General features: G+C 72.4%; 20 protein-coding genes. 11 read left to right on the top strand and 9 right to left on the bottom strand.

The annotated features are described in order from the left end of the window. Positions 1–50 precede the first annotated feature (50 nt). Positions 51–1,094, top strand: coding sequence for a glycosyltransferase family 2 protein (locus ACFVQG_RS26555; RefSeq protein ID WP_383388025.1), 1,044 nt, complete (start codon positions 51–53; stop codon positions 1,092–1,094). Positions 1,095–1,104: 10 nt separating this feature from the next. Here ACFVQG_RS26555 and ACFVQG_RS26560 read toward each other — a convergent pair whose 3' ends face one another. The 4 genes from ACFVQG_RS26560 to ACFVQG_RS26575 all read right to left on the bottom strand — a co-directional run bounded on the left by ACFVQG_RS26560 (position 1,105) and on the right by ACFVQG_RS26575 (position 7,151). Next, on the bottom strand, positions 1,105–2,685 hold the full coding sequence (locus ACFVQG_RS26560; protein WP_383388026.1) for an LCP family protein: 1,581 nt from the start codon (positions 2,683–2,685) through the stop codon (positions 1,105–1,107). Between the two features lie 276 nt (positions 2,686–2,961). Next, positions 2,962–4,743 carry an LCP family protein gene (locus ACFVQG_RS26565; RefSeq protein ID WP_383388028.1) on the bottom strand — a complete coding sequence of 594 codons (1,782 nt, stop codon included), beginning with the start codon at positions 4,741–4,743 and terminating at the stop codon, positions 2,962–2,964. A gap of 251 nt (positions 4,744–4,994) precedes the next feature. After that, positions 4,995–6,221, bottom strand: a complete 1,227-nt coding sequence (locus ACFVQG_RS26570) for an LCP family protein (protein ID WP_383388030.1) — start codon at positions 6,219–6,221, stop codon at positions 4,995–4,997. 174 nt (positions 6,222–6,395) lie between these two features. Next, on the bottom strand, positions 6,396–7,151 hold the full coding sequence (locus tag ACFVQG_RS26575) for a TIGR03089 family protein (protein ID WP_383388035.1): 756 nt from the start codon (positions 7,149–7,151) through the stop codon (positions 6,396–6,398). Between the two features lie 152 nt (positions 7,152–7,303). Between ACFVQG_RS26575 and ACFVQG_RS26580 the strand changes: the two genes are divergently transcribed. Further along, positions 7,304–8,722 (top strand): peptidoglycan recognition protein, encoded by a 1,419-nt coding sequence (locus ACFVQG_RS26580; RefSeq protein ID WP_383388037.1) that lies wholly within the window; start codon positions 7,304–7,306, stop codon positions 8,720–8,722. 76 nt (positions 8,723–8,798) lie between these two features. After that, positions 8,799–9,881, top strand: a complete 1,083-nt coding sequence (locus ACFVQG_RS26585) for a sugar phosphate nucleotidyltransferase (RefSeq protein WP_383388039.1) — start codon at positions 8,799–8,801, stop codon at positions 9,879–9,881. 216 nt (positions 9,882–10,097) lie between these two features. Here the strand turns inward: ACFVQG_RS26585 and ACFVQG_RS26590 are convergent, their stop codons facing one another. From ACFVQG_RS26590 to ACFVQG_RS26605, 4 genes are all read right to left on the bottom strand, one after another. Continuing rightward, complete coding sequence (locus tag ACFVQG_RS26590; RefSeq protein ID WP_383388041.1) at positions 10,098–11,102, bottom strand: DNA-3-methyladenine glycosylase family protein; 1,005 nt, start codon at positions 11,100–11,102, stop codon at positions 10,098–10,100. 127 nt (positions 11,103–11,229) lie between these two features. Beyond that, positions 11,230–12,540: a coenzyme F420-0:L-glutamate ligase gene (locus ACFVQG_RS26595; protein ID WP_383388043.1), complete on the bottom strand. Its 1,311-nt coding sequence runs from the start codon at positions 12,538–12,540 to the stop codon at positions 11,230–11,232. Further along, positions 12,537–13,496 (bottom strand): 2-phospho-L-lactate transferase, encoded by a 960-nt coding sequence (gene cofD / locus ACFVQG_RS26600; protein ID WP_383388045.1) that lies wholly within the window; start codon positions 13,494–13,496, stop codon positions 12,537–12,539. Before cofD ends, ACFVQG_RS26595 begins: the two co-directional genes overlap by 4 nt. Before the next feature lie 42 nt (positions 13,497–13,538). After that, positions 13,539–14,033, bottom strand: coding sequence for a cysteine dioxygenase (locus tag ACFVQG_RS26605; protein ID WP_383388047.1), 495 nt, complete (start codon positions 14,031–14,033; stop codon positions 13,539–13,541). 674 nt (positions 14,034–14,707) lie between these two features. Between ACFVQG_RS26605 and ACFVQG_RS26610 the strand changes: the two genes are divergently transcribed. The 3 genes from ACFVQG_RS26610 to ACFVQG_RS26620 all read left to right on the top strand — a co-directional run bounded on the left by ACFVQG_RS26610 (position 14,708) and on the right by ACFVQG_RS26620 (position 20,334). Then, positions 14,708–14,971 carry a WhiB family transcriptional regulator gene (locus ACFVQG_RS26610; protein WP_003975777.1) on the top strand — a complete coding sequence of 88 codons (264 nt, stop codon included), beginning with the start codon at positions 14,708–14,710 and terminating at the stop codon, positions 14,969–14,971. Between the two features lie 240 nt (positions 14,972–15,211). After that, a complete protein-coding gene (locus ACFVQG_RS26615; protein WP_383388049.1) occupies positions 15,212–18,850 on the top strand; it encodes a glycosyltransferase family 2 protein in 3,639 nt (1,212 codons plus the stop codon). After that, a complete protein-coding gene (locus tag ACFVQG_RS26620; RefSeq protein WP_383388051.1) occupies positions 18,847–20,334 on the top strand; it encodes a DUF5719 family protein in 1,488 nt (495 codons plus the stop codon). Before ACFVQG_RS26615 ends, ACFVQG_RS26620 begins: the two co-directional genes overlap by 4 nt. A gap of 40 nt (positions 20,335–20,374) precedes the next feature. Here ACFVQG_RS26620 and ACFVQG_RS26625 read toward each other — a convergent pair whose 3' ends face one another. Continuing rightward, positions 20,375–20,824 carry a metallopeptidase family protein gene (locus ACFVQG_RS26625; RefSeq protein WP_383388055.1) on the bottom strand — a complete coding sequence of 150 codons (450 nt, stop codon included), beginning with the start codon at positions 20,822–20,824 and terminating at the stop codon, positions 20,375–20,377. A 272-nt stretch (positions 20,825–21,096) separates the two neighbouring features. Between ACFVQG_RS26625 and ACFVQG_RS26630 the strand changes: the two genes are divergently transcribed. The 5 genes from ACFVQG_RS26630 (at position 21,097) to ACFVQG_RS26650 (ending at position 26,517) form a co-directional block, all read left to right on the top strand. Then, on the top strand, positions 21,097–21,519 hold the full coding sequence (locus tag ACFVQG_RS26630) for a DUF3499 domain-containing protein (RefSeq protein ID WP_210928338.1): 423 nt from the start codon (positions 21,097–21,099) through the stop codon (positions 21,517–21,519). Positions 21,520–21,650: 131 nt separating this feature from the next. Then, a complete protein-coding gene (locus ACFVQG_RS26635; protein ID WP_383388058.1) occupies positions 21,651–23,267 on the top strand; it encodes an L-lactate permease in 1,617 nt (538 codons plus the stop codon). A 90-nt stretch (positions 23,268–23,357) separates the two neighbouring features. Then, positions 23,358–24,722: a phosphomannomutase/phosphoglucomutase gene (locus ACFVQG_RS26640; RefSeq protein ID WP_383388060.1), complete on the top strand. Its 1,365-nt coding sequence runs from the start codon at positions 23,358–23,360 to the stop codon at positions 24,720–24,722. 449 nt (positions 24,723–25,171) lie between these two features. Continuing rightward, positions 25,172–25,342, top strand: coding sequence for a Trm112 family protein (locus ACFVQG_RS26645; protein WP_383388061.1), 171 nt, complete (start codon positions 25,172–25,174; stop codon positions 25,340–25,342). A 44-nt stretch (positions 25,343–25,386) separates the two neighbouring features. Beyond that, positions 25,387–26,517, top strand: coding sequence for an SIS domain-containing protein (locus ACFVQG_RS26650; RefSeq protein WP_383388063.1), 1,131 nt, complete (start codon positions 25,387–25,389; stop codon positions 26,515–26,517). Positions 26,518–26,594 lie beyond the last annotated feature (77 nt).

Consider the following 26,594-nt stretch of genomic DNA (forward strand, 5'->3'; position numbering starts at 1 on the left):
CACCCGCGGCGCGCATCGGTGTCCCCCGTTCGCGGTAACGTGAGGGCCCTATGAACGCCAAGTCCGACGTGCAGCTTCCGCCCGTGTCCGTCATCATGCCCGTCCTCGACGAGGAGCGGCATCTGCGCGGCGCCGTCCGTGCGATCCTCGCGCAGGAGTACGACGGTGAGATGGAGGTCGTGATCGCCCTCGGTCCGTCCAAGGACCGCACGGACGAGATCGCCGCCGAGCTGGTCCGGGAGGACCCGCGCGTCCACACCGTCCCCAACCCGACCGGCCGCACCCCCGCCGCCCTGAACGCCGCGATCAAGGCGTCCCGGCACCCGGTGGTGGTCCGCGTCGACGGACACGGCATGCTCTCCCCCCACTACATCGCCACCGCCGTACGCCTCCTTGAGGAGACCGGCGCGCAGAACGTTGGCGGCATCATGCACGCCGAGGGCGAGAACGCCTGGGAGCACGCGGTCGCCGCGGCCATGACCTCGAAGATCGGCGTCGGCAACGCGGCCTTCCACACGGGCGGTCAGGCGGGCCCGGCGGAGACGGTCTACCTCGGGGTGTTCCGCCGCGAGGCGCTGGAGCGGCAGGGTGGCTACAACGAGGAGTTCATCCGCGCCCAGGACTGGGAGCTGAACTTCCGGATCAGGGAAGCGGGCGGGCTGATCTGGTTCTCGCCCGAGCTGCGGGTGTCCTACCGGCCGCGGCCGAGCATGCGCGCGCTGGCCAAGCAGTACAAGGACTACGGCCGCTGGCGGCACGTCGTCGCCCGCTACCACTCCGGCTCCATCAACCTGCGCTACCTCGCCCCGCCCACCGCCGTGTGCGCGATAGCGGCGGGCCTGGTCGTGGGCGCCCTGCTCACCCCGTGGGGCTTCCTGGTCCCCGGCGGCTACCTCGCCGCCATTGCCGCCGGTTCGGTGCCCGCGGGCAAGGGGCTGCCGCTGAAGGCCCGCCTCCAGATCCCGGTCGCGCTGGCCACCATGCACATGTGCTGGGGCTGGGGCTTCCTGACCAGCCCGAGGTCGCTGGCCAGGAAGGTGATCGCGAGCCGCCGCCCCGCGGTGCGCGGCACGGACACCGCGGAGCTGAGCTGACCGCGACCGGCTACCAGGTGTAGTCCGGGTCGACGTGCATGCACGCCTCGTCGTCGGCGCCGTTGAGGGCCTTGGCGGACTCCGGGGTCGTGTCGTCCTTCTTGGGCGCCTCGTAGTCCGTGGCCTCGCGCCAGTCCGCGCCGACGACGAGCGTGACGCCGGAGACCGCCGTGGACCGCTTCACCGAACCCAGCGGAATGCCCAGTGACTTGGCGACCGCCTGCGCGTCGCCCTCCAGGTCCGCGCTCGGGTAGCGGACGACGGTGGTCTTCTCGGTCAGTACGGCGGACTGGTCGGCGACGGCGCCGGTGAAGCCCTCCTCCGCCAGCTGCCCGGCCACGGTCGTCGCCCGCCCGCTGGCGGCGCCCAGCACGGGGTCGCTGGTGCCGTTCTGGACCTGTACGGCGATCTCGGCGGCCGGGGCGGCCGGGTCGTCGGAGACCTTGTCCTCGGTCTTCCTCTTACCGTCCTTGCCGTCGAGGGAGATGTCCTCGCGCACCAGCCGGAACAACTGCTCGGCGTCCTCGGTGGGCTCCACCTGGCTGCCGACGTAGCGGTTGGGCATCGTGGTCATGGTGATCCGCTTCGGGTCCACCTTCCGCAGTTCGTTGCTGAGGTCGTAGAGCTTCTTGACGGTGTCCAGGCCCGGGTCGACGGTGAGCGCCCTGGTGGCCTGCTCGGCGAGCCTGCGCAGCTTGTTGGGGCTGCTCAGGGTGGCGTTCTCGCGCAGCTCGCGGACCATCGAGGTCATGTACATCTGCTGGGCCTTGGCGCGGGCGAGGTCGCTGCCGTCCTCGAAGCCGTACCGGGTGCGCAGCCACTGGAGGGCCTGCTCGCCCTTGATCGGGTGGGTGCCCTCCTCCAGCTTCAGCCCGGAGCCGTGGCCCTGTCCGTCGCGGGAGTGGACGTTGGCGTCCACGCAGACCGGCACTCCGCCGACGGCGTCCGCCATGGACACCACACCGGCGAAGTCGACCATGATGAAGTGGTCGATGTGGATGCCCGTCAGCTCCTGCCAGGTGGCGACCGTGCAACCGGGCCCGCCGTTACGGAGGCTCTCGTTGGTCCGCGTCCGCCCGTTGCTGGCCGGGTACGCCTCGCCGTCGTCGGGGTCGGTGCACTTCGGTATCTGTACGAGTGTGTCCCGCGGCATGCTGACGACGGACATGTTGGACCGGTCCGCGGACAGGTGCAGCAGCATCTGGACGTCCGCGAGCGGCGCCGCCCCGAACCTGTCCCGGGCGCCGCCCAGCTTCTGGTTCTCCTCGGTGTCACGGGCGTCGGAGCCTATGAGCAGGATGTTCAGCGGGGTCTGCCCGGCGGCGTTCGGCGTCGGCTTGGCGACGTCGCTGTCCCCGAGGTTGAGGTCGTCCTTCTTGATGTTGCCGTTCAGCTGCTGGTAGTAGAGGTACCCCGCGCCCGCCGTGCCCAGGACCGTCACCGCGAGCACGATCGCCGTCCAGCGCAGCACCCGCCGCCCGCGTGACCTCCCGCCGGTACGGCGCCGACCGCCGCCCGAGCCGCCGTGGCGGCCCGACCTCGGTTCCCGCTCGCCCTCGGCCTCTTCCGCTTCCTTCGCCGCGAGAGGCATGGTGTCCTCCGCCGAAGGCGCCGAAGCCATATCCCCCCGCACACCGCTGCGCGCCAACTGCCTGCCCCTCCCCGCCCTGTACCCGACACGGGTCCGTCCCGCGTCAAGTCAGACGCACGACGGACCCGTTGGGTTACCCCTTGTTTTGCGATCGTCCGGTCACTGCCTGTCAGAGGCTGTGGTCAACGGCGGATCGCCCTGGAACCTGTTGTCTCGATCACGCCGCGGACGCGGGGCGGACGTCGCCTCCTCGCACCGTGATCCGCACGGCAGGCCCTAGCTCGCGCACTTCACTGTGTCGGCCGTCGACTTGTCCACGTCCGGCGCCTTCGTCGGAGCGGTCAGTGAGACGCCCGCGCCCTTGAAGTCCTCGCCCAGGGTCAGCGTCATGGTCGGCAGCCCCTGCGCGTTGGTGACGCTCTCGCCCGGCTTCATCGCCGCGCCGGACAGTCCCATGATGTCGGCGAGCCGACGGGCCTGGTCGGCCTGGTCGGGCGCGTACTCCAGCGTCGTCTTGCTCAGCTCCGCGTCCGCGTTTCCCGCGTTCTCGGACTTCGTCACGCCCTCCTCCAACTGGAGCCAGTTCAACGTCTCCTGGGCGGACCCGGAAGGGGCGCCGCCGTTGAGGACCCTGACCCGCACCTCGGAGGGGTCGGACTTGGTGCCCTCCAGCCGGGCGGCGACGGCGGCCTTCTCCTTCTTCTTCTGCGCCTTCTTCTTCTGGTCGACCTCGGTGAAGGAGACGTCGTTCTTGATGGCGTCGAAGACCGGGGGCGCCGCGACCTCGTCGAGGACGACCGTCGCCTTCACGGTCTCGGCCGGGTTGTCGACGACCGGAATCGTGGTGAACGTCAGGTTCTTGGTGTTGAGCTTGCCCAGTTCGAGCCCGAGGTCCTTCAGCTTGCCGATGCTGTCCAGCTGGGAGTCCACGGTCAGCGCCTTGGTGCCCGCCTCCGCCAGCTTCAGCATCTTCGACGGGTTGGTGAGCGTGTCGTTGGACTTCAGCTTGCGCATCAGCGCGCTCAGGAACTGCTGCTGGAGCGCGATCCGGCTCAGGTCGCCGCCCGTGCCCACCGAGTACCGGGTGCGTACGAAGGCCAGGGCCTCCTCGCCCTCGATGGTGTGCGTGCCCTTCGGCAGGTTCAGCTTGGACTTCTCGTCGTTGATGTCCTTGTCCAGGCACACCTCGACACCGCCGACCGCCGAGGTCAGCGTCTTGACCGCGTTGAAGTCGGCCACCATGAAGTTGTCCGGCGTGATGCCGGTCAGCTCGGTCACCGTGCGCATGGTGCAGCTCGGCGTACGGCCGCTCTGGCCCAGGCTGGTGTTGAAGCGGACGCCCTGCGAACCGGGGATGACCTCGGTGGAGCCGTCCTCCTGCTCGGTGGGGCAGTCCGGGACGTCCACGATCATGTCGCGCGGGATGCTGAGCGCGGTCGCGTTGGAGCGGTCCTTGGAGACATGCAGCAGGATCGTGGTGTCGGCGTGCCCGGCGCTGCCGGAGTCGCCGTAGGACTCGTTGCCCGCGCCGGTGCGCTTGTCCGTGCCGATCAGCAGGATGTTGATGGCCTGGTCCTTCTTGAAGCCACCGGTGCTCGCGCCGTCGTCGGAGACGGAGGTGATGTTGTCGTTGAGGTGGTCGAGGTAGAGATAGCCACCGACCACGGCGGCGATGACGACGAACGCCATGGTGCCGCCGGTCCACATCAGGGCCTTCTTCGCCCGGGCCTTCTTCGCCGGTCGCCGTCCGCGCCGCCCCGGCGGCTCCTCGGGCGCCCCACGGCGCCTGCGCGGCGACGGAACGTCACGCCCTGGCGCCCGGGCCGGGGCGTCGGCGTCGAACGCGTCGGCGTTGTCGGGCGCGGGGGCGGCGGGCCGGGGGCGTGGCGGGTTCCCGGCGCCGCCCCCCGCGTGGGGAGCCGTTCTCCGAGGCCTCGGCACCGGTGATTGCGGTGCGGAAGGAGACAGTCGCAGTTCGTATTCGCCGGTGTCCGGATTGAGTACCCACTGGTCGGCGGGATCGATGTTGTCCGCCCGTCCACGGCCTTGCGCGTCCACGGTTGTCTGAATCCTCCGTCGGGGCCACGCGGCGCCTTCCCCCTCAAAGGCGCTCGGGTCTCGTACAAGCAGTGCGCGACCCCTGGACGGACTTTCGTGGCCGGGAGCCGGGTGCACCGGGTCGCTCACACTATCCGCCCAGCTCAACGTCGAGCGACGGCGGTGACAAATTCCACGTCCCTACAACTGGGCAAATTCGCCCAATTCCTTGAACTGGAGTTCGTCGTCTTGGCGAGGCCTTGGCGAGCCTTTTACTCACAGACGTCCTCCGCGGCCGTATTCCCGCGGAACGTCGGTGCCGGGGAAACGTCGCTTCGGCTGCTGTGCCTGCTTGGTTGGTGCTGCCCGTCATCGTACGACGGCCGATGCGAATCCCCGTGCGAGAAGCCGCTTTCGGGGGAATTCCGAGTAATGTCCCGCACGACGGCCACCGGAGCGTCCCTGCGCAGCCGCGTGAAGAGTCGTTCCGCCTCCGGCTCGAGGAGCTGGTCCCGGTTGGTGTCACGGACGTACGACTCCCGTGGCACGGTCAGGAACTGCACGCGTTCCGTGGGAATCTCACGGACGCCGCGTACGAGTTCGTACAAACCACGCAGACTGGCCAGTCCCGGGTCGGTGGTGAGGGAGGACGTGGCCGCGTCCAGCACCGGATAGAGCTTCACCGGATTCAGCAGGACCTCATTGCCGCGCACCTTGCTGACGAGCGCGCCGAGGAACCGCTGCTGGCGGTTGATACGGTCGGTGTCGCTGCCATTACCGAGGGTCTTGCGCACCCGGACATATCCCAGCGCCTGTTCGCCGCTCAGCTTCACCCGGCCCGCGGGCAGCCACAGTTTCGCCGCCTTGTCCCGAATGGGCTTCTTCAGGCAGACCTCCACACCGCCCACGGCGTCGACGATCCGCTTGAACCCCTGGAAGTCGACGACCATGTGGTGGTCGACACGGATGTCCGTGAGTTTCTCCACGGTCCGGACGGCGCAGGCCGAACCGCCCACCTGAAAGGCGTAGTTGAGCATCGCGAACACGGGCCGCGTCCGCGATCCGTCCGGCCTGCGGCACCCCGGTACGTCGACCATCAGGTCCCTCGGGAAGTGCACGGCGGTGGCGCTGCGCCGCCCGCCCGACAGGTGCAGCAGGATCGTGGTGTCCGCCCGCTCGGTCCCCGGATCCCGCCCGTAGCGCCGGTTGCCGGGCCCGGCCCGCGAGTCCGACCCGATGACCAGGATGTTCTGCGCGTCCTTCACCAGCGCGGTGGGCCGCTCCTTCTCGAACCGCGCCAGCTCCGCGGCGGCGGCCTCGTCGGGCGTGATGTTCCCGTCCAGCTTCGTGTAGACCCCCCAGGTGACCCCGCCCGCGGCCACGACGACCAGCGCCACGCCGCCCGCGGCCCACCGCCCCCACCGCCGGTGCGCCCCCCGCTTCCCTATCGCCGACGCCCCGACCCCCGGCCCGAGGGGCGCCCCGCCGCTGTCGGTCACGTCGTCCACCCCTCATGGGCCGCGAGTGCGTACGTGTGCGGACTTCTTGCGTCCACTTACGAGGGTGGGGGGTGGGGGGTCGCGGTGCGGGGTGGGGTGGGCTGAACGGGTGACGGGGGCGGTGGGCGCCCGCTACGGGGCGTCGGGTGCCCGCTATCGGGCGTCGGGTGCCCGCTATCGGGCGGTGGCGGTAACCCGCTCGCTCTCCACCCGCTTGGCCAGCCCCTCGTCCCCCAGCCGCTCCAGATGACGGCAGAGGACCACCGACCCCCCGCTGGCCAGCGGCGCGTAGAGCCCCGCGCTCAACCCGTCCCAGGTCGAGTACGGCAGCCCCGACAGCAGCCGCGAACCAGGTCCCGTGAGCCCGAGCCCCCCGGCCTCCCCCCGGGCCCGCGCCACGATCTCCGCGCCGGTGAACTCCGCCCCGGCCACGATCAGCCCCGGAGCCTCGGGATCCACGGGGGCGTACGCCGCGAACCGGTCGCCGAAGGTGGGCACATCCACGGCGTAGTCCGCGTAACCCTCCGGCGGCACCCGGAAGCGCCGCCCCAACGGCTCCAGCGACAGGGCGTACCGCTCGCCCCCGCACGCCAGCCCCGCCTCGAACTCCCCGGGCCCCGCGACCACATGGTCCGCCCGCGCCGGATCGCCGCCGACGTCCGCGACGACCCCCACCGACGAACACGCCAGCAACCACACCGCCGTCTGCCAGTGCGCGGGCAGCAGCAGCGCCACCCGCTCGCCCGGCTCCGCGGACATCCCGTCCTGGAGCAGATTCGCGGTCTTGGCCACCCAATTGGCGAAGGTGGCGACGGACAGTTCGACGCGTTCACCGGTGGCGTCGTCGTAGAAGGTCACCAACGGGCGCGAGGGATCCGCGGCAAGGGCGGAACGCAGCAGGTCGGCGGGGGTGCGATCGGTGGCATTCACCCGCGCAAGCGTACGCGGACCCGACCATGCGCGCCGAGCGTGCGGGACACCGATTCGGCCGATACCCACCACCTTTTCGGGGGAATTGCTGCACAACACACCGTCAAGTACCGGATAGACAGACTTCTCCCGCTATGGCCACGATCAGGAGCATGCGTGGATACCTTGCTTCCCCCATCGGGGTCACCTGTGCGGCCGTCATCGCCCTCCCCCTCACCCTCCCCGAGGCCACCGCGGCGGCCAGACCGGCCGCCTCCGCCCCCTCGGCAACCACCCCCAGCCCCGCGGGCAGCACCCAGTCGCTGCCCCTCGCCGCCCTCGGCGGCGACCGCGCCCTCGGCTCCACCGCCGAACAGGGCCTGCCCCGCCGGGACGTACGGCACTTCTCCCTCGTCGGCGTCGTCTGGGACGACCCGGACACCGAACTGCACGGCAGCGTCCAGGTCCGCACCCGTGCCGCCGCCACCGGCACCTGGTCCGACTGGCAGGACCTGCAGACGCACAACGCCGACCACGCCGCCGACCCGGACACCGCCGAACGCACCTCCGGCCGGGTACGCGGCGCCACGGCCCCCCTCTGGGTGGGCGAGTCGGACGGCGTGGAGGTACGCGTCCGGGCGGAACCGCGACAGACCCGTACGGGTACGCCCGCGGCGGCGGCAGCCCTCCCGACAGGCCTGCGCCTGGAACTCGTGGACCCGGGACGAGCCGACGACCCCGAAACACCCCCCAGCACCCAGACCGACGCCCAACCGGCAGCGGCCGACGACCCCCGCACGGACACCGCGGCCCTGAACCCCGAAGCCACCACCCTGAACCCCGACACGATCGCCGCGTCCACCCCCAACAGCGACCTCGCCCCCCTCGGCGCCGCCGAGATCCCGGAACTCGACAAGGCCCAGACGGAACAGGAACTCCTCACCCTGCGCGGCACGGAGCTGACGGAGGAGCAGCGGGTGAAGCCGTACATCGGCCCGCGCCCGCGCATCGTCACCCGCCGCGGCTGGGGCGCGGACGAGAGCCTGCGGGAGAAGAACTTCCTCTACACGAAGTACGTCAAGGCGGCCTTCGTGCACCACACCGCGACCGGCAACAACTACACCTGCGCACAGGTGCCCTCACTCATTCGCGGTATCTACCGCTACCACGTCACGAGCATGGGCTGGCGCGATGTCGGCTACAACTTCCTCGTGGACAAGTGCGGAAACATCTACGAGGGGCGTGCGGGCGGCGTGGCCAGGCCGGTCATGGGCGCGCACACCCTCGGTTTCAACCACGACAGCACGGGGATCGCGGTCGTGGGCTCGTACGACAGCAAGAAGCCGTCGGAGTCCGCGGTGCGGGCGGTCGCCCAGCTGACGGCGTGGAAGCTGGGCCTGTTCGGGGGCAATCCGAACGGCAAGACGTATCTGCGATCGGGTGGCGGAAATCTCTACGGAAAAGGTAAGAACGTACGACTGAATGTGATCTCGGGCCACCGGGACGGGTTCGCCACGGAGTGCCCAGGGGGGAAGCTCTACGGCAAGCTCGGCTCAGCCCGCTCGGAGGCCGCGCGCTACCAGGGTCGCTAGGCGGGGCCGGTCGGCTGTACCGACTCGCCGGTCGAACGACGGTTCGACCGGTCCCGGCAGGAAGTAGAGACGACAGGTGACAGAAGCGATCCTCCTGGTCGGCGGCAAGGGAACGCGGCTGCGCCCGCTCACGGTGCACACACCCAAGCCGATGGTCAGGGCGGCGGGGGTGCCGTTCCTCACGCACCAGCTGGCGCGGGCGAGGGCGGCAGGGGTCGAGCACATCGTCCTCGCCACGTCCTATCTGGCGGAGGTCTTCGAGCCGTACTTCGGGGACGGCTCGGCGCTGGGGCTGCACATCGAGTACGTCACGGAGGAGGAGCCGCTCGGCACGGGCGGCGCGATCCGGAACGTGGCCTCACGACTGCGGGCGGCCCCGGACGACCCGGTGCTGGTCTTCAACGGGGACATCCTGACGGGCCTCGACATCAGGGCGCTGGTGCGCACCCACGAGGAGACGGGCGCGGAGGTCTCCCTCCACCTGACGAAGGTGCCGGACCCGCGGGCCTACGGTCTGGTCCCGACGGACGCCGACGGCCGGGTGCTGGCGTTCCTGGAGAAGCCGCAGACGCCGGAGGAGATCGTCACCGACCAGATCAACGCGGGGGCGTACGTCTTCCGCCGCTCGGTCATCGACACGATCCCGCGGGGACGGCCGGTGTCGGTGGAACGCGAGACCTTCCCCGACCTCCTGTCGGCGGGCGCCCGGCTCCAGGGCATGGTCGACTCCACCTACTGGCTGGACCTCGGCACCCCGGCCGCCTTCGTCCGCGGCTCGGCCGACCTGGTCCTGGGCCGCGCCCCGTCCCCGGCGGTCCCCGGCCGCTGCGGCGACCGCCTCGTCCTGCCCACCGCCCGCGTCGCCCCCGACGCCAAGCTGGCGGGCGGCACGGTCGTCGGCGAGGGCGCCCTCGTCTCCGAGGGCGCCCGCGTCTTCGGGTCCACCATCCTCCCGGACGCCGTCATCGAACCCGGCGCCGTCATCACCGACTCCCTCATCGGCACCCGCGCCCGCATCGGCCAACGCTCCATCCTCAAGGGCACGGTCATCGGCGACGACGCGATAGTCGGCCCCGACAACGAACTCCACCCCGGCGCCCGCATCTGGTGCAACGCGCACATCCCGGCGGGAGCGGTCCGGTTCTCTTCGGATCTGTGATGCGGGGGGCCTTCTGACGTCCGGTGGGTGGCGGACGTAGCGCGACGCACCTAGCCGCGGGCAGTCGTGCCGCTGGGCGATGGGGGTCCCCCTGCTCGAGCGAAGCCGAGAGCCCGGGGGAGGGTGGGCGCAGGGGCACCCCGCCGCGCCGGGCCGCGCGACCCACCCCCGGCCAGCGGACACGCCGCGCACGTCACGAGCACCGGGCCACGCACCTCACCACCGCCCAATATCCACCCGCGGCATCTTCGGCGCCCGCCGCGCGGGCGAACTCCCACTCAGCAAGATCAACCGCGCAGCCCGATGCCGCTGCCCCGCATACGGCTCCAGCAGCGACAACATCACCGCGTCATCCGCATCCCGATCCCCCGCCAACGCCCACCCCACGATCCCCGGCAGATGCAGATCCCCCGTCGTCACCTCATCCGCCGCCCCGTGACTGCGCTGTACCGTCTCCGCGGACGTCCACGGCCCGACCCCCGGCACGACCTCCAACCGCTCCCGCGCCGCCCGCGGTGACATCCGCACCGCCTCCTCCAGCCGCGCAGCGACCCGCACGGCCCGCAGAATCGTGGACGCCCGCTTGTTGTCGACCCCGGCCCGATGCCACTCCCAGGACGGGATCAGCGCCCAGGTCCGAGCGGACGGCATCACACACATCCGCCCCGGCACGGGCCCCGGCGCGGGCTCCCCGAACTGACGCACGAGCAGCCGCCACGCCCGGTACGCCTCATCGGTCGTGACCTTCTGTTCGAGGATCGACGGGATCAGGGACTCCAGCACCAGCCCGCTCCGCGTCAGCCGCAGCCCCGGCCGTCGATGCCGCGCCGCCGCCACGAGCCGATGCCGGGGTACGAACACGGACGGGTCGTCCGCCGCCCCGAGCAGCTCCGGCAACTGCTCGAGCAGCCACTCACCCCCGGGCCCCCACGCCTCCCCGCGCACCTCACCGCCGTAGCGAGTGACCCGCAGGGTCCCCGGCCCGGTGGGCGTCCGGCTGGTCCGCCAGACGGACCCGTCGGGCAGCGCGCGGAACGTCGGATCCCCGGGCCCGCGCCGCAACGGCCCAAGCACCAGCCCGAGGTCGAGCGGCCCGTCCGGCACCCACGTCCGCACCCGCGGCGCCCCCACCCGCTCCTGCCGCGGCACGGCACCGGGTACACCGGCGTCCCCACCGCGCACGGTCGTACGCGTGGGCCGGGGAGCGAAACGTCCTGCCACTGGTGGGTTCCCGGATGCCGGAGGGGAGGGAGTGGAGCCTTACGAGGGTACGAGAGACGACCGACAGCCGTACGCCCCTTCACCGCACCTCGATCTCACCGCACCTTGATCTCACCGCACCTCGATCTCACCGCACCTCGATGAACGCCCCCGCGTCCCGCTCCCCCCGGGCCCGCGGTTCCTCCGCCGGATGACCGACCGCCACCGCGCCCATGGGATCCCAGTCGCCGGGCAGCCCTAGGACCTCGCGCACGACGTCCCGGCAGAACATCGTCGACGACACCCACGCCGACCCCAGCCGCTCACCGGCCAGCGCCACCAGCAGGTTCTGTACGCCCGCCCCGGTGGCGACGACGAACATCTCCCGCTCGGCCGCGTCCCGCCGCGCGTCGCCGTAGGTGTGCGAGCCGTCCATGACGAGGCACGGGACGACGAGGTAGGGCGCGTCGCGCAGGACGTCACCGCGCCGGACCCGCTTGGCGATGGACTCCTCGCTCTTGCCGTCCCGCCGCAGATCCGCGATCCAGGCCTCCCGCATCGCGTCCAGCAGCCGGGTGCGCGACTCGGCCGACTCCAGCAGCACGAAGCGCCACGGGGTGGTGTGGTGCGGCGCCGGTGCCGTGACGGCCGCGGCGACCGCCCGGCGCACCGCCGACGGGTCCACGGGTTCGTCCGTGAACGCGCGGATCGTACGGCGCTGGGTGACCGCCTGCCGTATCGCCTCGGACGTGCCGAGCCGGAACATGTCGTCCCGCGCCCCCCGCACCATCGCCCGGGCGCCCGCCCCGTCGTCCTCGGCGACCACGTGCGGCAGCCCCCGCAGCACGGCGACGGGCCGTCCGGCGGTCTTGCCCTTCACGAGGTCGCCCGCCGCGGCGAGTTCGTCGGCGGTGGCGACGACGGTGGCGGCGAGCGGATTGCCGTACGCGTCCGTGCCGCCGCGCAGATCGTCCAGTACGCGTACGCCCGCGGCGCCGATCGCGACATCGGTGAGCCCCGCGCGCCAGGGCCGCCCGGAGGTGTCGGTGACGACGACGCCGAGGGTGACGCCGAGGGCGTCCCGCAGGCCGTCGCGGATCGCGCGCGCGGAGGCGTCGGGGTCCTCGGGGAGGAGCAGGACCGTACCGGGCGCGGTGTTGGAGGCGTCCACCCCGGCCGCCGCCATGATCAGGCCCTGGCGGTTCTCCACGATGCGCAGCGGGCCGCGCCGGGCCACGACCCGCACGGTCTCGGCGTCGATCGCGGCCTCCCGGTCGTCCGCCTCGACGATCCGGCCCTCCGCCTTGGAGACGATCTTCGAGGTGACGAGCAGCACATCGCCGTCGGCCAGGTCGGGTTCGGCGGCGGCGATCAGCTTGGCCAGGTCGTCGCCGGGCCGGACCTCGGGGAGTCCGGGCACCGCCCACACGCGGTAGCCGTCGGTCGTGGGCGCGCTCATGCCGTACGTACCTCCTCCGCCAGCGTCAGGGCCTCCCGCGCCATCCGCGTGGCAGCGTCCAGGTCCGTCATCATCAGCGGTACGGCCCGGCAGCGGATCCCGGCCGCCTCGACGCGCTCGACGGAGCCCGCGTCCACCGCGTCGACGAGCCAGCCGTCGAGCAGACCCGAGCCGTAGTGCTCGGCGACCGCCGCGGCGGTGGACTCCACGCCGACCGCGGCGAGCACCTTGTCGGCCATGCCGCGCACGGGCGCGTCGCCGACGATGGGGGAGAGGCCGACCACCGGCACCCCGGCGTCGGCGATCGCCTCCCGGATGCCGGGCACGGCCAGGATGGTGCCGACGGACACCACCGGGTTGGACGGCGGGAAGAGGATGACGTCCGCCTCGGCGAGCGCCTCCAGGACACCGGGCGCGGGCTTGGCCTGCTCGGCGCCCACGGGGACCACCGCGTGGGCGGGCACGGACGCGCGCAGCCGTACCCAGTACTCCTGGAAGTGGATCGCCCGGCGCTCACCGTCCAGCTCGACCGCGACATGCGTCTCCACACGGTCGTCGGACATCGGGACCAGCCGCACACCCGGCTTCCAGCGGTCGCACAGCGCCTCGGTGACCGCGCTCAGCGGGTAGCCCGCGCCCAGCATCTGGGTGCGCACGATGTGCGTGGCGAAGTCCCGGTCGCCGAGCCCGAACCACTGGGGTTCGACGCCGTACTCCGCGAGTTCCTGTTTCAGGTGGAAGGTCTCGTCGGACCGTCCCCAGCCCTGTTCCTCGTTGATGCCGCCGCCGAGCGTGTACATCACCGTGTCGAGGTCCGGGCAGACCTTCAGCCCGAAGAGGTGGATGTCGTCCCCGGTGTTGCCGATGACCGTGATGTCCGCGTCCGGCGCGGCCCGCTTCAGACCGCGCAGGAAACGGGCACCGCCGATGCCGCCTGCCAGAACCACAATGCGCATGGGAGCCAGTCTTGCAGGCGGGTACGACAACGCGCCGGGTGGTTACGCGACCGGGGCGGCCGTCGTGCAGCGGGCGGTCTCGTGCATCGGCATCTCGGTCAGGCCCGGGTAGTAGACGTGCAGGCTCACGGCCGGTTCGAGGGAGTCGTTGAGCACCTCGTGGACGTAGCCCGGGGCGAAGACGTGCTGCGTGCCGGGCGTGAGGGTGCGGGCGCCGCGGGGGGTGTGCTCGGTCAGGGTGCCGTCCAGGACGGTCAGTATCCCGGAGGACGGGCCGTGGTCGTGGCGTCCGCTGCCCTGCCCGGGCACCCAGGACAGCAGCCACACCTCGTAGCCCGGTCCGGTGCGCAGCCGGTGGTACCAGCGCGTGGTGGCGTCGTACTGGATCAGGTGTTCCCACTGGGAGCGGTCGGCGGCGAGGGAGCGGGCCAGTCCGGCGAACTCGGCGACGGTGGCCGGGTGCTCGCGCGGGGGCTGGAGCAGGTGCGGGACTTCCAGGATGTCGCCTGCGATCTGAAGGTCGCTGTCGCTGTTCATGGAGTGCGTGGTTCCTCGGCGGAAGAGGGAGGGAGGCAAGGGGAGGAGCGAGTCCGCCCGGTGGCGTCGTGGGCCCGTGGGCGAAACGGAGGTCAGCGGGAGCGCGTTGGGCTCAACAGCTGGAACAGCGACAACAGCTACAGCGAGCGCGGGCAGCACCGAGGGACCCGGCGGAGCGGGTCGAGGTGGGCGCCAAGTTCGCGAGCATGCCCACAAGGACAGCGGTTCACACCCGCACTGTCAACTCGGCGCCCGAAATGTGGGACATGGTTCACCTCATCCGGTTCATCTGTCAGGTGAAAGGTTTGCTCAGTCGTTCACCGGGACACATGGCGCACAACCGGGCGCGCAAGCCTCGTTGCGATCCCGTGATCCGAATGTGATCCGGTTCGCTTTGGCGCGCGTGTCGGAACGGGATCGAACCTTTGGGCGTCCTTCTCCGTAGAGGTTCCGTGCGGGACCGGAGGTCCGTAGGGCCTCGTCGGCGTGTCAGGGTTTATGGCGATTTGAACACTTTCCGCATGGCCTTGGTTCCGCAGAGTGAATAAGGGGCCCAATAGCAGATCTCGGCTTGACTCGCCCGGAGCAGCACACTTGTAATTTCACTCGTGTCGTTCAGCCGGAATCGGTAACGGCTACATCACGGGGACGCGAAAGACAGACGAGGGGCGCACATGACCGAGCTGGTGCAGCAACTGCTGGTCGACGACGCGGACGAGGAACTCGGCTGGCAGGAGCGCGCGCTGTGCGCCCAGACCGACCCCGAGTCCTTCTTCCCCGAGAAGGGCGGCTCGACCCGCGAGGCCAAGAAGGTCTGCCTCGCCTGCGAGGTCCGCTCCGAGTGCCTCGAGTACGCCCTCGCCAACGACGAGCGCTTCGGCATCTGGGGCGGTCTGTCCGAGCGCGAGCGCCGTCGGCTGAAGAAGGCGGCCGTCTGAGGCCGCTGTCATCGGGGGGCCGCCGCCTCCCGGCACCACGGGTGAGAACGATCAAGGCAGCCGTGCCGGTCGACGGCACGGTACAAACGGTGTGAACGGCCCGTCGCGGGTGGGTTATCCACAGGCGGCGGGCCGTCGTCATGCCCAGCCGATAGTGTGGGCGATCGTCCGAGACGACCCGCTGCCCCCTCGGGGCACAGGCGTCCACCACAGTCCACCGAACCCGGGGCCCGTACCTCGATGTCCGTGCACAGCCATACGGCAGCCCAGCAAGACACCGCTGCCACCCCAGAGTTTCCGCGTCACGTAGTGACGGCGGTGCTGGTCTCCCACGACGGCGCCCGCTGGCTGCCCGACGCGCTCACCGGGCTGCTCGGCCAGGAGCGCCCGGTCCAGTTCGCCATCGCGGCCGACACCGGCAGTGCCGACGACTCCGCCCAGTTGCTCACCGACGCCCTCGGCCCCGACCGCGTCCTGCACCTCGCACGGCGCACCGGCTTCGGCCAGGCCGTCGAGGAGGCCGACCGCACGGCACCCGTCCTCACCCCGGACGACCTGCCGTACCTGAAGCGGCCCAGCGGCTGGGACCCCGTCACCCGCACCTGGCGCGACGACGCCTACGACCTGCCCGAACTGCCACACGGCGAACCGGTGCAGTGGCTCTGGCTCCTGCACGACGACTGCGCCCCCGAACCCGACGCCCTGGCCCAGCTGCTGCGCGTCGTGGAGAACGAACTCGAACTGGGCCGCGACGACATCGCCGTCATCGGCCCCAAACTGCGCGGCTGGTACGACCGCCGCCAGCTCCTCGAGGTCGGCGTCTCCATCGCCAACTCCGGCCGCCGCTGGACCGGCCTCGACCGCCGCGAACAGGACCAGGGACAGCACGACCACGTCCGGCCCGTGCTGTCCGTCTCCACCGCGGGCATGCTCGTCCGCCGCGACGTCTTCGAACAGCTCGGCGGCTTCGACCGCCGACTGCCCCTGATGCGCGACGACGTCGACCTGTGCTGGCGCGCCCACGCGGCGGGCCACCGCGTCCTCGTCGCCCCCGAGGCGGTCGTACGACACGCCGAAGCGGCCTCGCGCGAGCGCCGCACCGTCGACTGCGCGGGCCGCACCAGCGCCTCCCCGCACAAGGTCGACAAGGCGGGCGCCGTCTACACCCTCCTCGTGAACACCCGCACGGCCGCCCTGCCCTGGGTGCTGCTGCGCCTCGTCCTCGGCACCCTCCTGCGGACCCTCGCCTACCTGGTCGGCAAGGTTCCCGGACAGGCCGTCGACGAGATCCGCGGCCTGCTGGGCGTCCTCCTGCGGCCGGAGCGGATCATCGCCGGACGGCGCCACCGGGGCCGCCCCGTCGCCGACAAGGGCGAACTGCGCCCGCTGTTCCCGCCGCCCGGCGCGACCGTGCGCGTCACCGCCGAACAGGCCGCGAGCAGCCTCGTCGGCCGCTCCGACCCCGAGACCGCCGCGGGCGCCGGACGGCACGGCGGCGCGGTGGAGTCCGGACCCGGCGGCGACGACGCCGACTTCCTGGAGATCGAACAGTTCGCCCGCCTCAAGCGCATCGCCCGCAAGCCGGGGCCCGTGCTCTTCCTGGTGCTGCTGCTCGTCTCGCTCGCCGCCTGCCGCCAGCTCCTCGGCGGCGGCGCCCTCACCGGCGGCGCCCTGCTGCCCGCCCCGGCCGACTCCGCCGACCTGTGGTCGCGCTACCTCGACGCCTGGCACCCCATCGGCACCGGCGGCACCGCCGACGCGCCGCCGTACCTGGCGGTCGTCGCGATGCTCGCCTCGGTGCTGCTGGGCTCCACCGGACTCGCCGTCACCGTCCTGCTCGTCTGCTCGGTGCCGCTGGCCGGACTCGCCGCGTACTTCGCCTCCCGCCCGCTCGTCGAGTCCCGGCTGCTGCGCGCCTGGGGGGCGGTCGTCTACGCCTTCCTGCCCGCCGCCACCGGCGCCCTCGCGGGCGGACGCCTCGGCACCGCCGTCCTGGCCGTCCTGCTCCCGCTGATCGCCCGCGCGGGGATCGCGGCCAGCGGCCTGGCGGCCCCCTCCGGGGCGCGCGGCAGCTGGCGGGCCACCTGGGCGTACGCCCTGCTGCTGACGATCACCACCGCCTTCACGCCGATCGTCTGGCCCATCGCCCTGCTCCTCGGCGTCGGCCTGCTCGCCGTCCGCCGCACCGACATCCCCGCCTACGGCCTGCGCTTCCTGGCCCAGCTCGGCACGCCCCTGCTGGTCCTCGCCCCCTGGTCGCTGACGCTGCTGCCGTTCGGCTTCTTCCAGGAGGCCGGGCTGGAATACGGCGAGTCGTCCGCCACCGCCCTCGACCTGCTCGGCGCCAGCCCCGGCGGCCCCGGCACCGTCGACGGGCTGATGCTCATCGGCGTCGTGCTCGCCGCGCTGGCCGCCCTGCTGCGCTCGGAGCGCCAGTCGGGCATCTGGACGGCCTGGGCGGTCGCCCTCGTCGGACTCGTCTTCGCGGTCCTGTCCAACGCCTCCGCCTGGTCCGGCCCCGCCACCCTCGTCTACGGCATCGGCCTGCTCGCCGCCGCCCTGCTCGGCGCCGACGGGGCACGCGCGCGCGTGGCCGAGCAGAGCTTCGGCTGGCGCCAGCCGGTCGCCGCCCTGATCGCCTTCGCCGCCGCCGCGGGCCCGCTGCTGGTCGCCGCGGGCTGGATGATCCGCGGCGCGGACGGTCCGCTGGAGCGCCGCGACCCCGTGCAGGTCCCCGCGTTCGTCGCGGAGGAGAGCAACACCCGCGACCAGGCCCGCACCCTCGTCCTGGACAGCGACTCCGCCGCCCACGTCGGCTACACCCTCGTCCGCGGCTCCGGCGCCCGCCTCGGCGACGCCGAACTGGCCGCCGCCGACGGTGAGAGCACCCAGCTGAACAAGGTCGTCGCCAACCTCGTCGCCGGTTCCGGCGCCGACCAGGCCGACCAGCTCGGCGCCTTCGCCGTGCGCTACGTCCTCGTCCACAAGGGCGCACCCCGCGAGGTCATCCGCGTCCTGGACGCCACGCCCGGCCTGAGCCGCCTCAGCGAGCAGAACGGCAGCGCGCTGTGGCGGGTGGACCGGGAGGTGTCGCGGGCGGTGATCGTCGGCGACTCGGGAGACCCGGCACCCGTCGCCGCGGGAGCCGTCGAGATCCACACCGACGTCCCGGAGGGCGCCGACGGGCGCGTCCTGCGCCTCGCCGACACCGCCTCCGAGGGCTGGACGGCCACCCTGGACGGGCAGCCGCTCACCCCCACCACCGTCGACGGCTGGGCGCAGGGCTTCGAGCTTCCCGCCTCCGGCGGACGCCTCGACGTCACCTACGACGACCCGATCGGCCACACCGCCTGGCTGTGGGCGCAGGGCTCCCTCGCCGTCGTCCTCGTCGTGCTCGCCCTGCCCGGCCGTCGCCGTGACGTCGACGACGACCTGCCCGAGGAGCCCGCCGTACCGGCCCAGGCCGTCGCGGGCGAGGGGCGCCGCGCCCGCCGCCTGCGCGCCCAGGCCGAGGCGGAGGCGGAAGCCGGTGCGGCCCCGGAGGCCTCGCCCCCTCCGCAGGAGGAGACCCCGGTGACCGTGCCCCAGCAGCAGGCCTACGGCGAGTGGGGCGCGGGGACTTATGCCGGTGCCGAGGGCTACGGCGGCTATGACCAGCAGCAGTACCCGTCGGACGGGTACCAGGGCGGCGGCCAGTACGACCCGTACGCCTACGGCGGTCAGGGCCAGGGCGGCGCCTCGTACGACGCCTCGTACGACCAGGCGTACGACCAGGCGTACGAACAGGGTTACGACCAGACGTACGGCCAGACCTACGGCCAGCGCCCGCAGGGCTACGACGCCACGTACGACGAGCGCCCCGACGGGAGCCAGCAGTGAACCGCACCACCCTGTCCCTGATCGCGGGCGTGACCGCCCTGGCCGCCGTCACCGGTTTCGCCTCGCTCACAACGCCGGAGGCGTCCGGCTCGGACACCGCGAAGGCAGCCGCACAGCTGCCCGTGGAGCGCACGAGCCTGGTGTGTCCGGCGCCCAGCACCTCCGACCTGGCGGAGACGACGTACACGTCCTTCACGCCGGTCACGGAGGGCGCGGGGGGCAAGGGGACGGCCGAACTGCTCCCAGCGGGGGATGAAAAGGGCGAGAAGGGCGACAAGGACGAGAAGGGCAAGCCGGTGCTGGAACCCGGGGAGCCGGGGACGCCGGTCGAGGGGGAGCGGTCCGGGAGCGACGCGCCCGCGCTGATCGGGACGGCCGAGGGGAAGTCCGCGCCCGGGTGGACCGTGCAGCAGAGCACGGAGATCGCCGCGGGCAGCGGGCGCGGGCTGTCGGGCGTCAACTGCACGGCGGCGGACACCGAGTTCTGGTTCCCGGGCGCCAGCACCGCCGAGGGCCGCACCGACTACGTGCACCTGACGAACCCGGACGACTCCGCCGCCGTGGTGGACCTGGAGCTGTACGGCAAGGAAGGACCGCTGGAGTCGTCGCTGGGGGAGGGCATCACCGTCCCGCCGCACTCCAGCGAGCCGATCCTGCTGTCCACGCTCGCCGAGGCCGAGGAGACCAACCTCACCGTGCACGTGAACGTGCGCAGCGGCCGGGTCGGCGCGGCCGTGCAGGCCCTGGACGACGAAGTCGGCGGCGACTGGCTGGCCGCGGCGGCGGAACCCGCGGGGAACCTGGTGATCCCGGGCATCCCGAAGGACGCAACCGAGGTGCGGCTGGTGGTGTTCACGCCGGGAGGCACGGACGCCGACCTCAAGGTGCGGCTCGCCGCGCCGTCCGGACTGATCACCCCGGCCGGGAACGAGACGCTGCGGGTGAAGTCCCGTATGACGACCGCGGTCGACCTGGGCGATGTCACGCGCGGGGAGGCCGGTTCCCTGGTGCTGACGCCGACGAGCGGGGAGGTGCCGGTGGTGGCCGCGGTGCGCGTCGTCCGCGGCAAGGGGGACGACCAGGAGACGGCGTTCATCCCGGCCGCGAGCCCCGTCGGCACGCGCGCGACGGCTGTCGGCAACACCGGGAAGGGCACCACCCTCTCGCTGACCGCCCCCGACGGAACCGCCAAGGTCAAGGTCACCGCGTCGGCGGGCACCGAGGGCGGCGAGGCGGCCTCGGAGACGTACACGATCAAGTCGGGCACGACCCAGGACGTGGAACTCCCGCTCCCGCAGGGCCTGAAGGGCACCTACGCCCTCACCGTGGAACCGGAGCCGGACACCGCCGCGGTCTACGCCTCCCGCACGCTGACCGCCACCAAGGACGGCCTCCCGGCCTTCACCGTCCAGACCCTCCCGGACGACCGGGGCACGGTCTCGGTCCCGGACGCGGAACAGGACCTGTCGGTCCTGCAGAAGTAGCGGGGACCGAGCCGCCGCGTCCGATGCGGGCCGCGGCGGCTCAGTCCTCCCCGTACCGCGGATCCACCGTCTCCGGCGTCAGCCCCAGCAACTCCGCCACCTGCTCCACCACGACCTCGTGCACCAGCGCCGCCCGCTCGTCCCGCCCTTTGGTGCGGATCTCCACGGGCCGCCGGTAGACCACCACCCGCGCGGGCCGTCCCTCCCGCGCGGCCACCGTCCCGCCGAGCGGCACGGTGTCGTCGCTCCAGCCCCGCCCGCCCCCGTCCAGCGCGGGCACCTCGAGCACCAGGAAGTCGATCTCGGCGAGCTGCGGCCAGCGCCGCTCCAGCCGCTCCACGGAGTCCTGCACCAGATCCGCGAACGCCTCCGCCCGGCTCGCCGCCAGCGGCACCTGCGGCGGCGCGATGGGCCCGCGCATGCCCCGGCCGTGACGGTCACGACGGCGGGGCCCGGGGCCTGCGGCACGGGGCGGTACTCGGTTGTCCATCACTGATGCAGCGTATGTCGTCACGGCCACCCACCGGCGCCCCGGACGGCATGTCGCAGGATGACCATTCCAGCCAAGGTTGGGCTCGATTCCGTATCTCTCCGAGTCTCTCCCAGACCGTCGATCACGGGGCTATTGATGCGGTTTATGCCGAGTGCTGACCGGTCCCGGTCGGGTCCGGTGCCTTGGATGTGCATGTCCGTGCAGGTCAGTGGGGTATGACGAAAGGAGCGTGTGGGACGTATCGCAACACGACACGGTGGAGTGACCTGGTGGAGAGTCGTCGCGGCCCGCTCAAGAGTGCGGTACCGTCCAACGTCGTGAGCCCTGTACGTCGCTGTTCGCGCACCGCCTGCGGCCGACCCGCCGTCGCGACGCTGACGTACGTCTACGCCGACTCGACCGCGGTCCTCGGCCCGCTCGCCACCTACGCCGAACCCCACTGCTACGACCTGTGCGCCGAGCACTCCGAGCGCCTCACCGCCCCGCGCGGCTGGGAGGTCGTCCGGCTGCTCGACGGTTCCGCTCCGGCCCGTCCCAGTGGGGACGACCTGGAAGCCCTCGCCAACGCGGTGCGCGAGGCGGCCCGCCCCCAGGAGCGCGCCGCGCAGGCGGGCGGCGGTGGCCGCTCGGCGGACCCGATGGAGGTCGCGCGCCGCGGTCACCTGCGGGTTCTGCGTTCGCCCGACAACTGACCCCGGGGCTCGGGTTTCGTTCCTGTTCGGTTGTGTGCTGCACACCCATTGACGCGAAGTTGTCGCGGACACGACCATTCCGTCACCCGTGAGAAATCGCTTTCCGCATCGCGGAATCCGGGGAGGCGTTCGTGTACGTCCAGGAACTGGAACCCGTCGCAGACTCGCTCGGCCTCTCCGCCCTCGTGGCGGCGCTGCCCCTGGTGATCGTCCTCGTACTCCTCGGCGGCGTCCGTATGAAGGCCCACCTGGCGGGCCTCACCGGCCTCCTCATGGCCGTCGCCGTCGCCTGGCTCGCCTACGGCATGCCGCTGGACCAGACAGCCTCCAGCGCCGCCCAGGGCGCCGCCTTCGGCCTCTTCCCCATCCTGTGGATCGTCGTCAACGCCCTGTGGGTGTACCGGATGACCGTCCGCACCCGGCACTTCGACATCCTGCGCCGCTCCTTCGGCCGCCTCTCCGACGACCCGCGCATCCAGGCCCTGGTCGTCGCCTTCTGCTTCGGCGCCCTGCTGGAGGCGCTCGCCGGGTTCGGCGCGCCCGTCGCGATCTGCTCGGTCATGCTCGTCGCCCTCGGCTTCGAACCGGTGCGCGCGGCGGTCGTCGCCCTCGTCGCCAACACCGCGCCCGTCGCCTTCGGCGCCATGGGCACCCCCGTCGTCACCCTCGCCCAGGTCACCGACCTGCCACTGGACACCGTCGCCTCCGTGGTGGGCCGTCAGACCCCGCTGCTCGCCCTGGTGGTGCCCCTGGTGCTCGTCGGCCTCGTCGACGGGCGGCGCGGCCTGCGCGAGACCTGGGTCCCCGCCCTCGCGTGCGGAGTCGCCTTCGCCATCGCCCAGTTCGCCGCCTCCAACTACGTCTCCGCACAACTCGCCGACATCGGCGCCGCCTTGGCGGGCGCGGGCGCCCTGGTCGCCGTACCGTCCGCGCGCAAGCCCGCCGCCGAGCCCGTCCGCGCCGCCGTACTGACCGGCGTACGCAGCGAGGAACTGGACGAGGACGACCCGCGCACAGAGGTGGTACGGGCCTACGCCCCCTACGCGCTGATCGTCGCCGTCTTCTCCGTCGCGCAGATCCCCGCCGTGAAGGACTGGCTGGCACAGGCCACCCAGAGCTACGACTGGCCCTTCCTGAACGTCGTGAACCCGGACGGCGACCCCGTCAGCGGCAACGTCTTCACCTGGCCGATCGTCTCCACCGGCGGCACCCTCGTCCTGCTCGCCGGAGTCTGCACGGCGGTCGTCCTCGGGGTGCACGCGCGCGTGGCGGTCAGGGAATGGGCGGCGACCGTCCACGAACTGCGGTTCGCGATCCTCACCGTGACCTCCGTGCTCGCCCTCGCCTACGTCATGAACCTCTCCGGACAGGCCGCCACCATCGGCCACTTCGTGGCCGCCGCGGGCACCGGCCTCGCCTTCCTGTCACCCCTCCTCGGCTGGTTCGGCGTCGCCGTCACCGGCTCGGACACCTCCGCCAACGCCCTCTTCGGCGCCCTCCAGGTCACCGCGGCCCGCGAATCGGGGCTCTCCCCCGAACTCCTCGCCTCCGCCAACAGTTCGGGCGGCGTCCTCGGCAAGATGATCTCCCCGCAGAACCTCACCATCGCCTGCGCCGCCGTCGGACTCGCCGGGCGCGAGGGAGACCTGCTGCGCAAGGTGCTGCCGTGGAGCCTGGGCCTGCTGCTGGTGATGTGCCTGATCGTGGTCGGCCAGAGTTCACCGGTGCTGGAATGGATGCTGCCCTGAGCCCGACGGCACGGCCGGGGTCCGCGCGGTCCGGTGTCAGAGGGTGCGGGTAGGTTTGGGTGACCGATAGGACTTTCAGGAGGGTTGGCCGTGGCTGCTGATCTGTCACAGATCGTGAAGGCGTACGACGTACGCGGAGTGGTGCCCGACCAGTGGGACGAGACCCTTGCCGAACTGTTCGGTGCCGCCTTCGTCCAGGTGACGGGCGCGAGCGCGATCGTGACCGGGCACGACATGCGGCCCTCGTCCCCCGGTCTGGCGCGCGCCTTCGCGCGCGGGGCCGCCGCCCGCGGCGTCGACGTCACCGAGATCGGCCTCTGCTCGACCGACCAGCTGTACTACGCGTCGGGCGCGCTGAACCTGCCGGGCGCCATGTTCACCGCCTCGCACAACCCGGCGCAGTACAACGGCATCAAGATGTGCCGCTCCGGCGCCGCCCCCGTCGGCCAGGACACCGGCCTCGCCGACATCCGCGAACTGGTCGAGCAGTGGAGCGAGACGGGCGCCCCGGCCCCGGCGGCCACGACGGGCACGATCACGCAGCGCGACACGTTGCACGACTACGCGGCCCACCTGCGCTCCCTCGTCGACCTGACCTCCATCCGCCCCCTGAAGGTCGTCGTCGACGCGGGCAACGGCATGGGCGGCCACACCGTCCCGACGGTCTTCGCGGGCCTGCCCCTGACCCTCGTGCCGATGTACTTCGAGCTGGACGGCACCTTCCCCAACCACGAGGCCAACCCCCTCGACCCCGCCAACATCGTCGACCTCCAGCAGCGCGTCCGCGCGGAGGGCGCCGACCTCGGCATCGCCTTCGACGGCGACGCCGACCGCTGCTTCGTCGTCGACGAGAACGGCGACCCGGTCTCGCCGTCCGCGATCACCGCCCTGGTCGCCGCCCGCGAACTCGCCAAGCACGGCGGCAAGGGCACCGTCATCCACAACCTGATCACCTCCTGGTCCGTCCCGGAGGTCGTCAAGGAGAACGGCGGCACACCCGTCCGCACCCGCGTCGGCCACTCCTTCATCAAGGCCGAGATGGCCCGCAGCGGCGCCATCTTCGGCGGCGAGCACTCCGCGCACTACTACTTCCGCGACTTCTGGAACGCCGACACCGGCATGCTGGCCGCCCTCCACGTCCTCGCCGCCCTCGGCGGCCAGGACGGCCCCCTGTCGGGCCTGGTCTCCGCGTACGACCGCTATGTCGGATCCGGCGAGATCAACTCCACCGTCGACGACCAGACGGCCCGCCTCGCCGCCATCAAGGCCGCCTACGAGGGCCGCGACGGCATCACCCTCGACGAACTCGACGGCCTCACCGTCACCGCCGCCGACTGGTGGTTCAACGTCCGTCCCTCCAACACGGAACCGCTCCTCCGCCTCAACGCGGAGGCCCGCGACGAACCCACGATGACCAAGATCCGCGACGAGGCCCTGACCATCATCCGGGGCTGACCGGACGACGGGCGGGGGTGTCCGTCGGCAGCCCCGGACGGACACCCCCTCCCGCAGAGCCGCGGGCAATCGTGCCGCCGGGGCGGCAGGGCGGGCGCAGCGGCATCCCGTTAGCGCCGGGCCGCGCGACCTACCCCCGTGCCTGCCCCCGCACCTACCCCGGCACCTACCCCCGCGCCGCGCACCCGGTTAGCGCCGGGCCGCAAGCCCTACCCCGCGCCCGCGCCCCCGGCCCGCACCCCGCCAGCGCCGGACCGCGCGACCTACCCCCGCGCCCGCACCCACGCCGCGCACCCGGTCAGCGCCGGGCCGCAAGCCCCACCCCAACCACCCACGCCCATCCGCCCACCCACGCACAACACCCCCACCCCCCACCCACCAGCGGTAACCTGACCAGGCACATCCACAAAGCCCCGCGCAGCACCCCACCCCGCCCGAAAGGACCCCCCATGCCGCTGGAAACCGGCCTCCTGGAGATCCTCGCCTGCCCGGCCTGCCACGCCCCCCTCAAGGAGCAGGACACCGAGCTGATCTGCACCGGCCAGGACTGCGGCCTGGCCTACCCCGTCCGCGACGGCATCCCCGTCCTCCTCATCGACGAGGCCCGCCGCCCCGCCTGACGCGCACCCGCAGACCCACCCCCGGCGACCGGAGGCTGCCGCCCATGCTCGACGAGGCACTGCTCGACACCCCCGAGGCACTCGCGGACGCCGACGACCGCGCCCTGCTCCGCGGCGCCGCCGAGGCAGGCGCCCGCGTCCGCACCGCCGCCCGGTACGCCGCCGAGGCAGGCATCGCCGACCTCAAACCCGACGGCCGCCCCCGCGCCATCCTCATCGCGGGCCCCGGCGCCGCCGCCACCCACGCCGCCGACCTCCTCGGCACCCTCGCGGGCGCGGGCAGCCCGGTCATCCGCCTGCCCCCCACCGGCGTGGCCCCGGCCGCGGGCGCCCTGCGCTGGGAACTCCCCGGCTGGACCGGCTCCGTCGACCTCCTCCTGATCGCCACCCCCGACGGCACCGAACCCGGCCTCAGCCTCCTCGCCGACCAGGCCTACCGCCGCGGCTGCGCCGTCGTCGCCGTAGCCCCCACAGGCACCCCGCTCAGCGAGGCCGTAGCAGGCGCCCACGGCATGTTCGTACCCCTGGCCACGGCCCCGTACGACGAGCAGGAGGAACCCCTCGCCGCCTCCGCCCCCGGAGTCCTCTGGGCGCTGCTCACCCCCCTGCTCGCCCTGCTGGACCGCATCGGCCTGCTCGCCGCCCCGACCGACGCCCTGGAGAAGGTCGCCGACCGCCTCGACCAGGTCGCCGAACGCTGCGGCCCCGCCATCGCGACGTACAGCAACCCGGCCAAGACCCTCGCCGCCGAACTCGCCGACGCGCTCCCGGTGATCTGGACGGAGGGCATCTCCGCGGGCCCGGCGGGCCGCCGCTTCGCCGCCGCCCTCGCCGAACTGTCCGGCACCCCCGCGATCGTCGCCGAACTCCCCGAGGCACTCGCCGCGCACACCCCCCTCCTCGCCGGTCCGCTCGCCGCCAGCGCCGACCCCGACGACTTCTTCCGCGACCGCGTGGAGGAGACACCCGCCCTCCACGCGCGCGTGGTGCTGCTCCGTGACCGCCCGATCGGCGGCCTCACCGCCGCCCCCTCCGCCCGTGACCTGGCCCTCAGCCACGACACGCCGATCAGCGAACTCGAACCGGAACCCGGCGCCGAGCTGGAGACCCTCGCCGAACTGATCGCCATCACGGATTTCGCCGCCGTTTACCTGGCGCTCGCCTCAAGGGCCTGATCTGACCCAGGGCCCAGGGAAGCGCCAAGCCCTCCGACCCCGCACGCGGCACCACCCCGCGTCGCACGCACCACGAA

The organism is Streptomyces sp. NPDC057877 (assembly GCF_042796855.1).
In the GTDB taxonomy this organism is placed as follows: Bacteria; Actinomycetota; Actinomycetes; order Streptomycetales; family Streptomycetaceae; genus Streptomyces.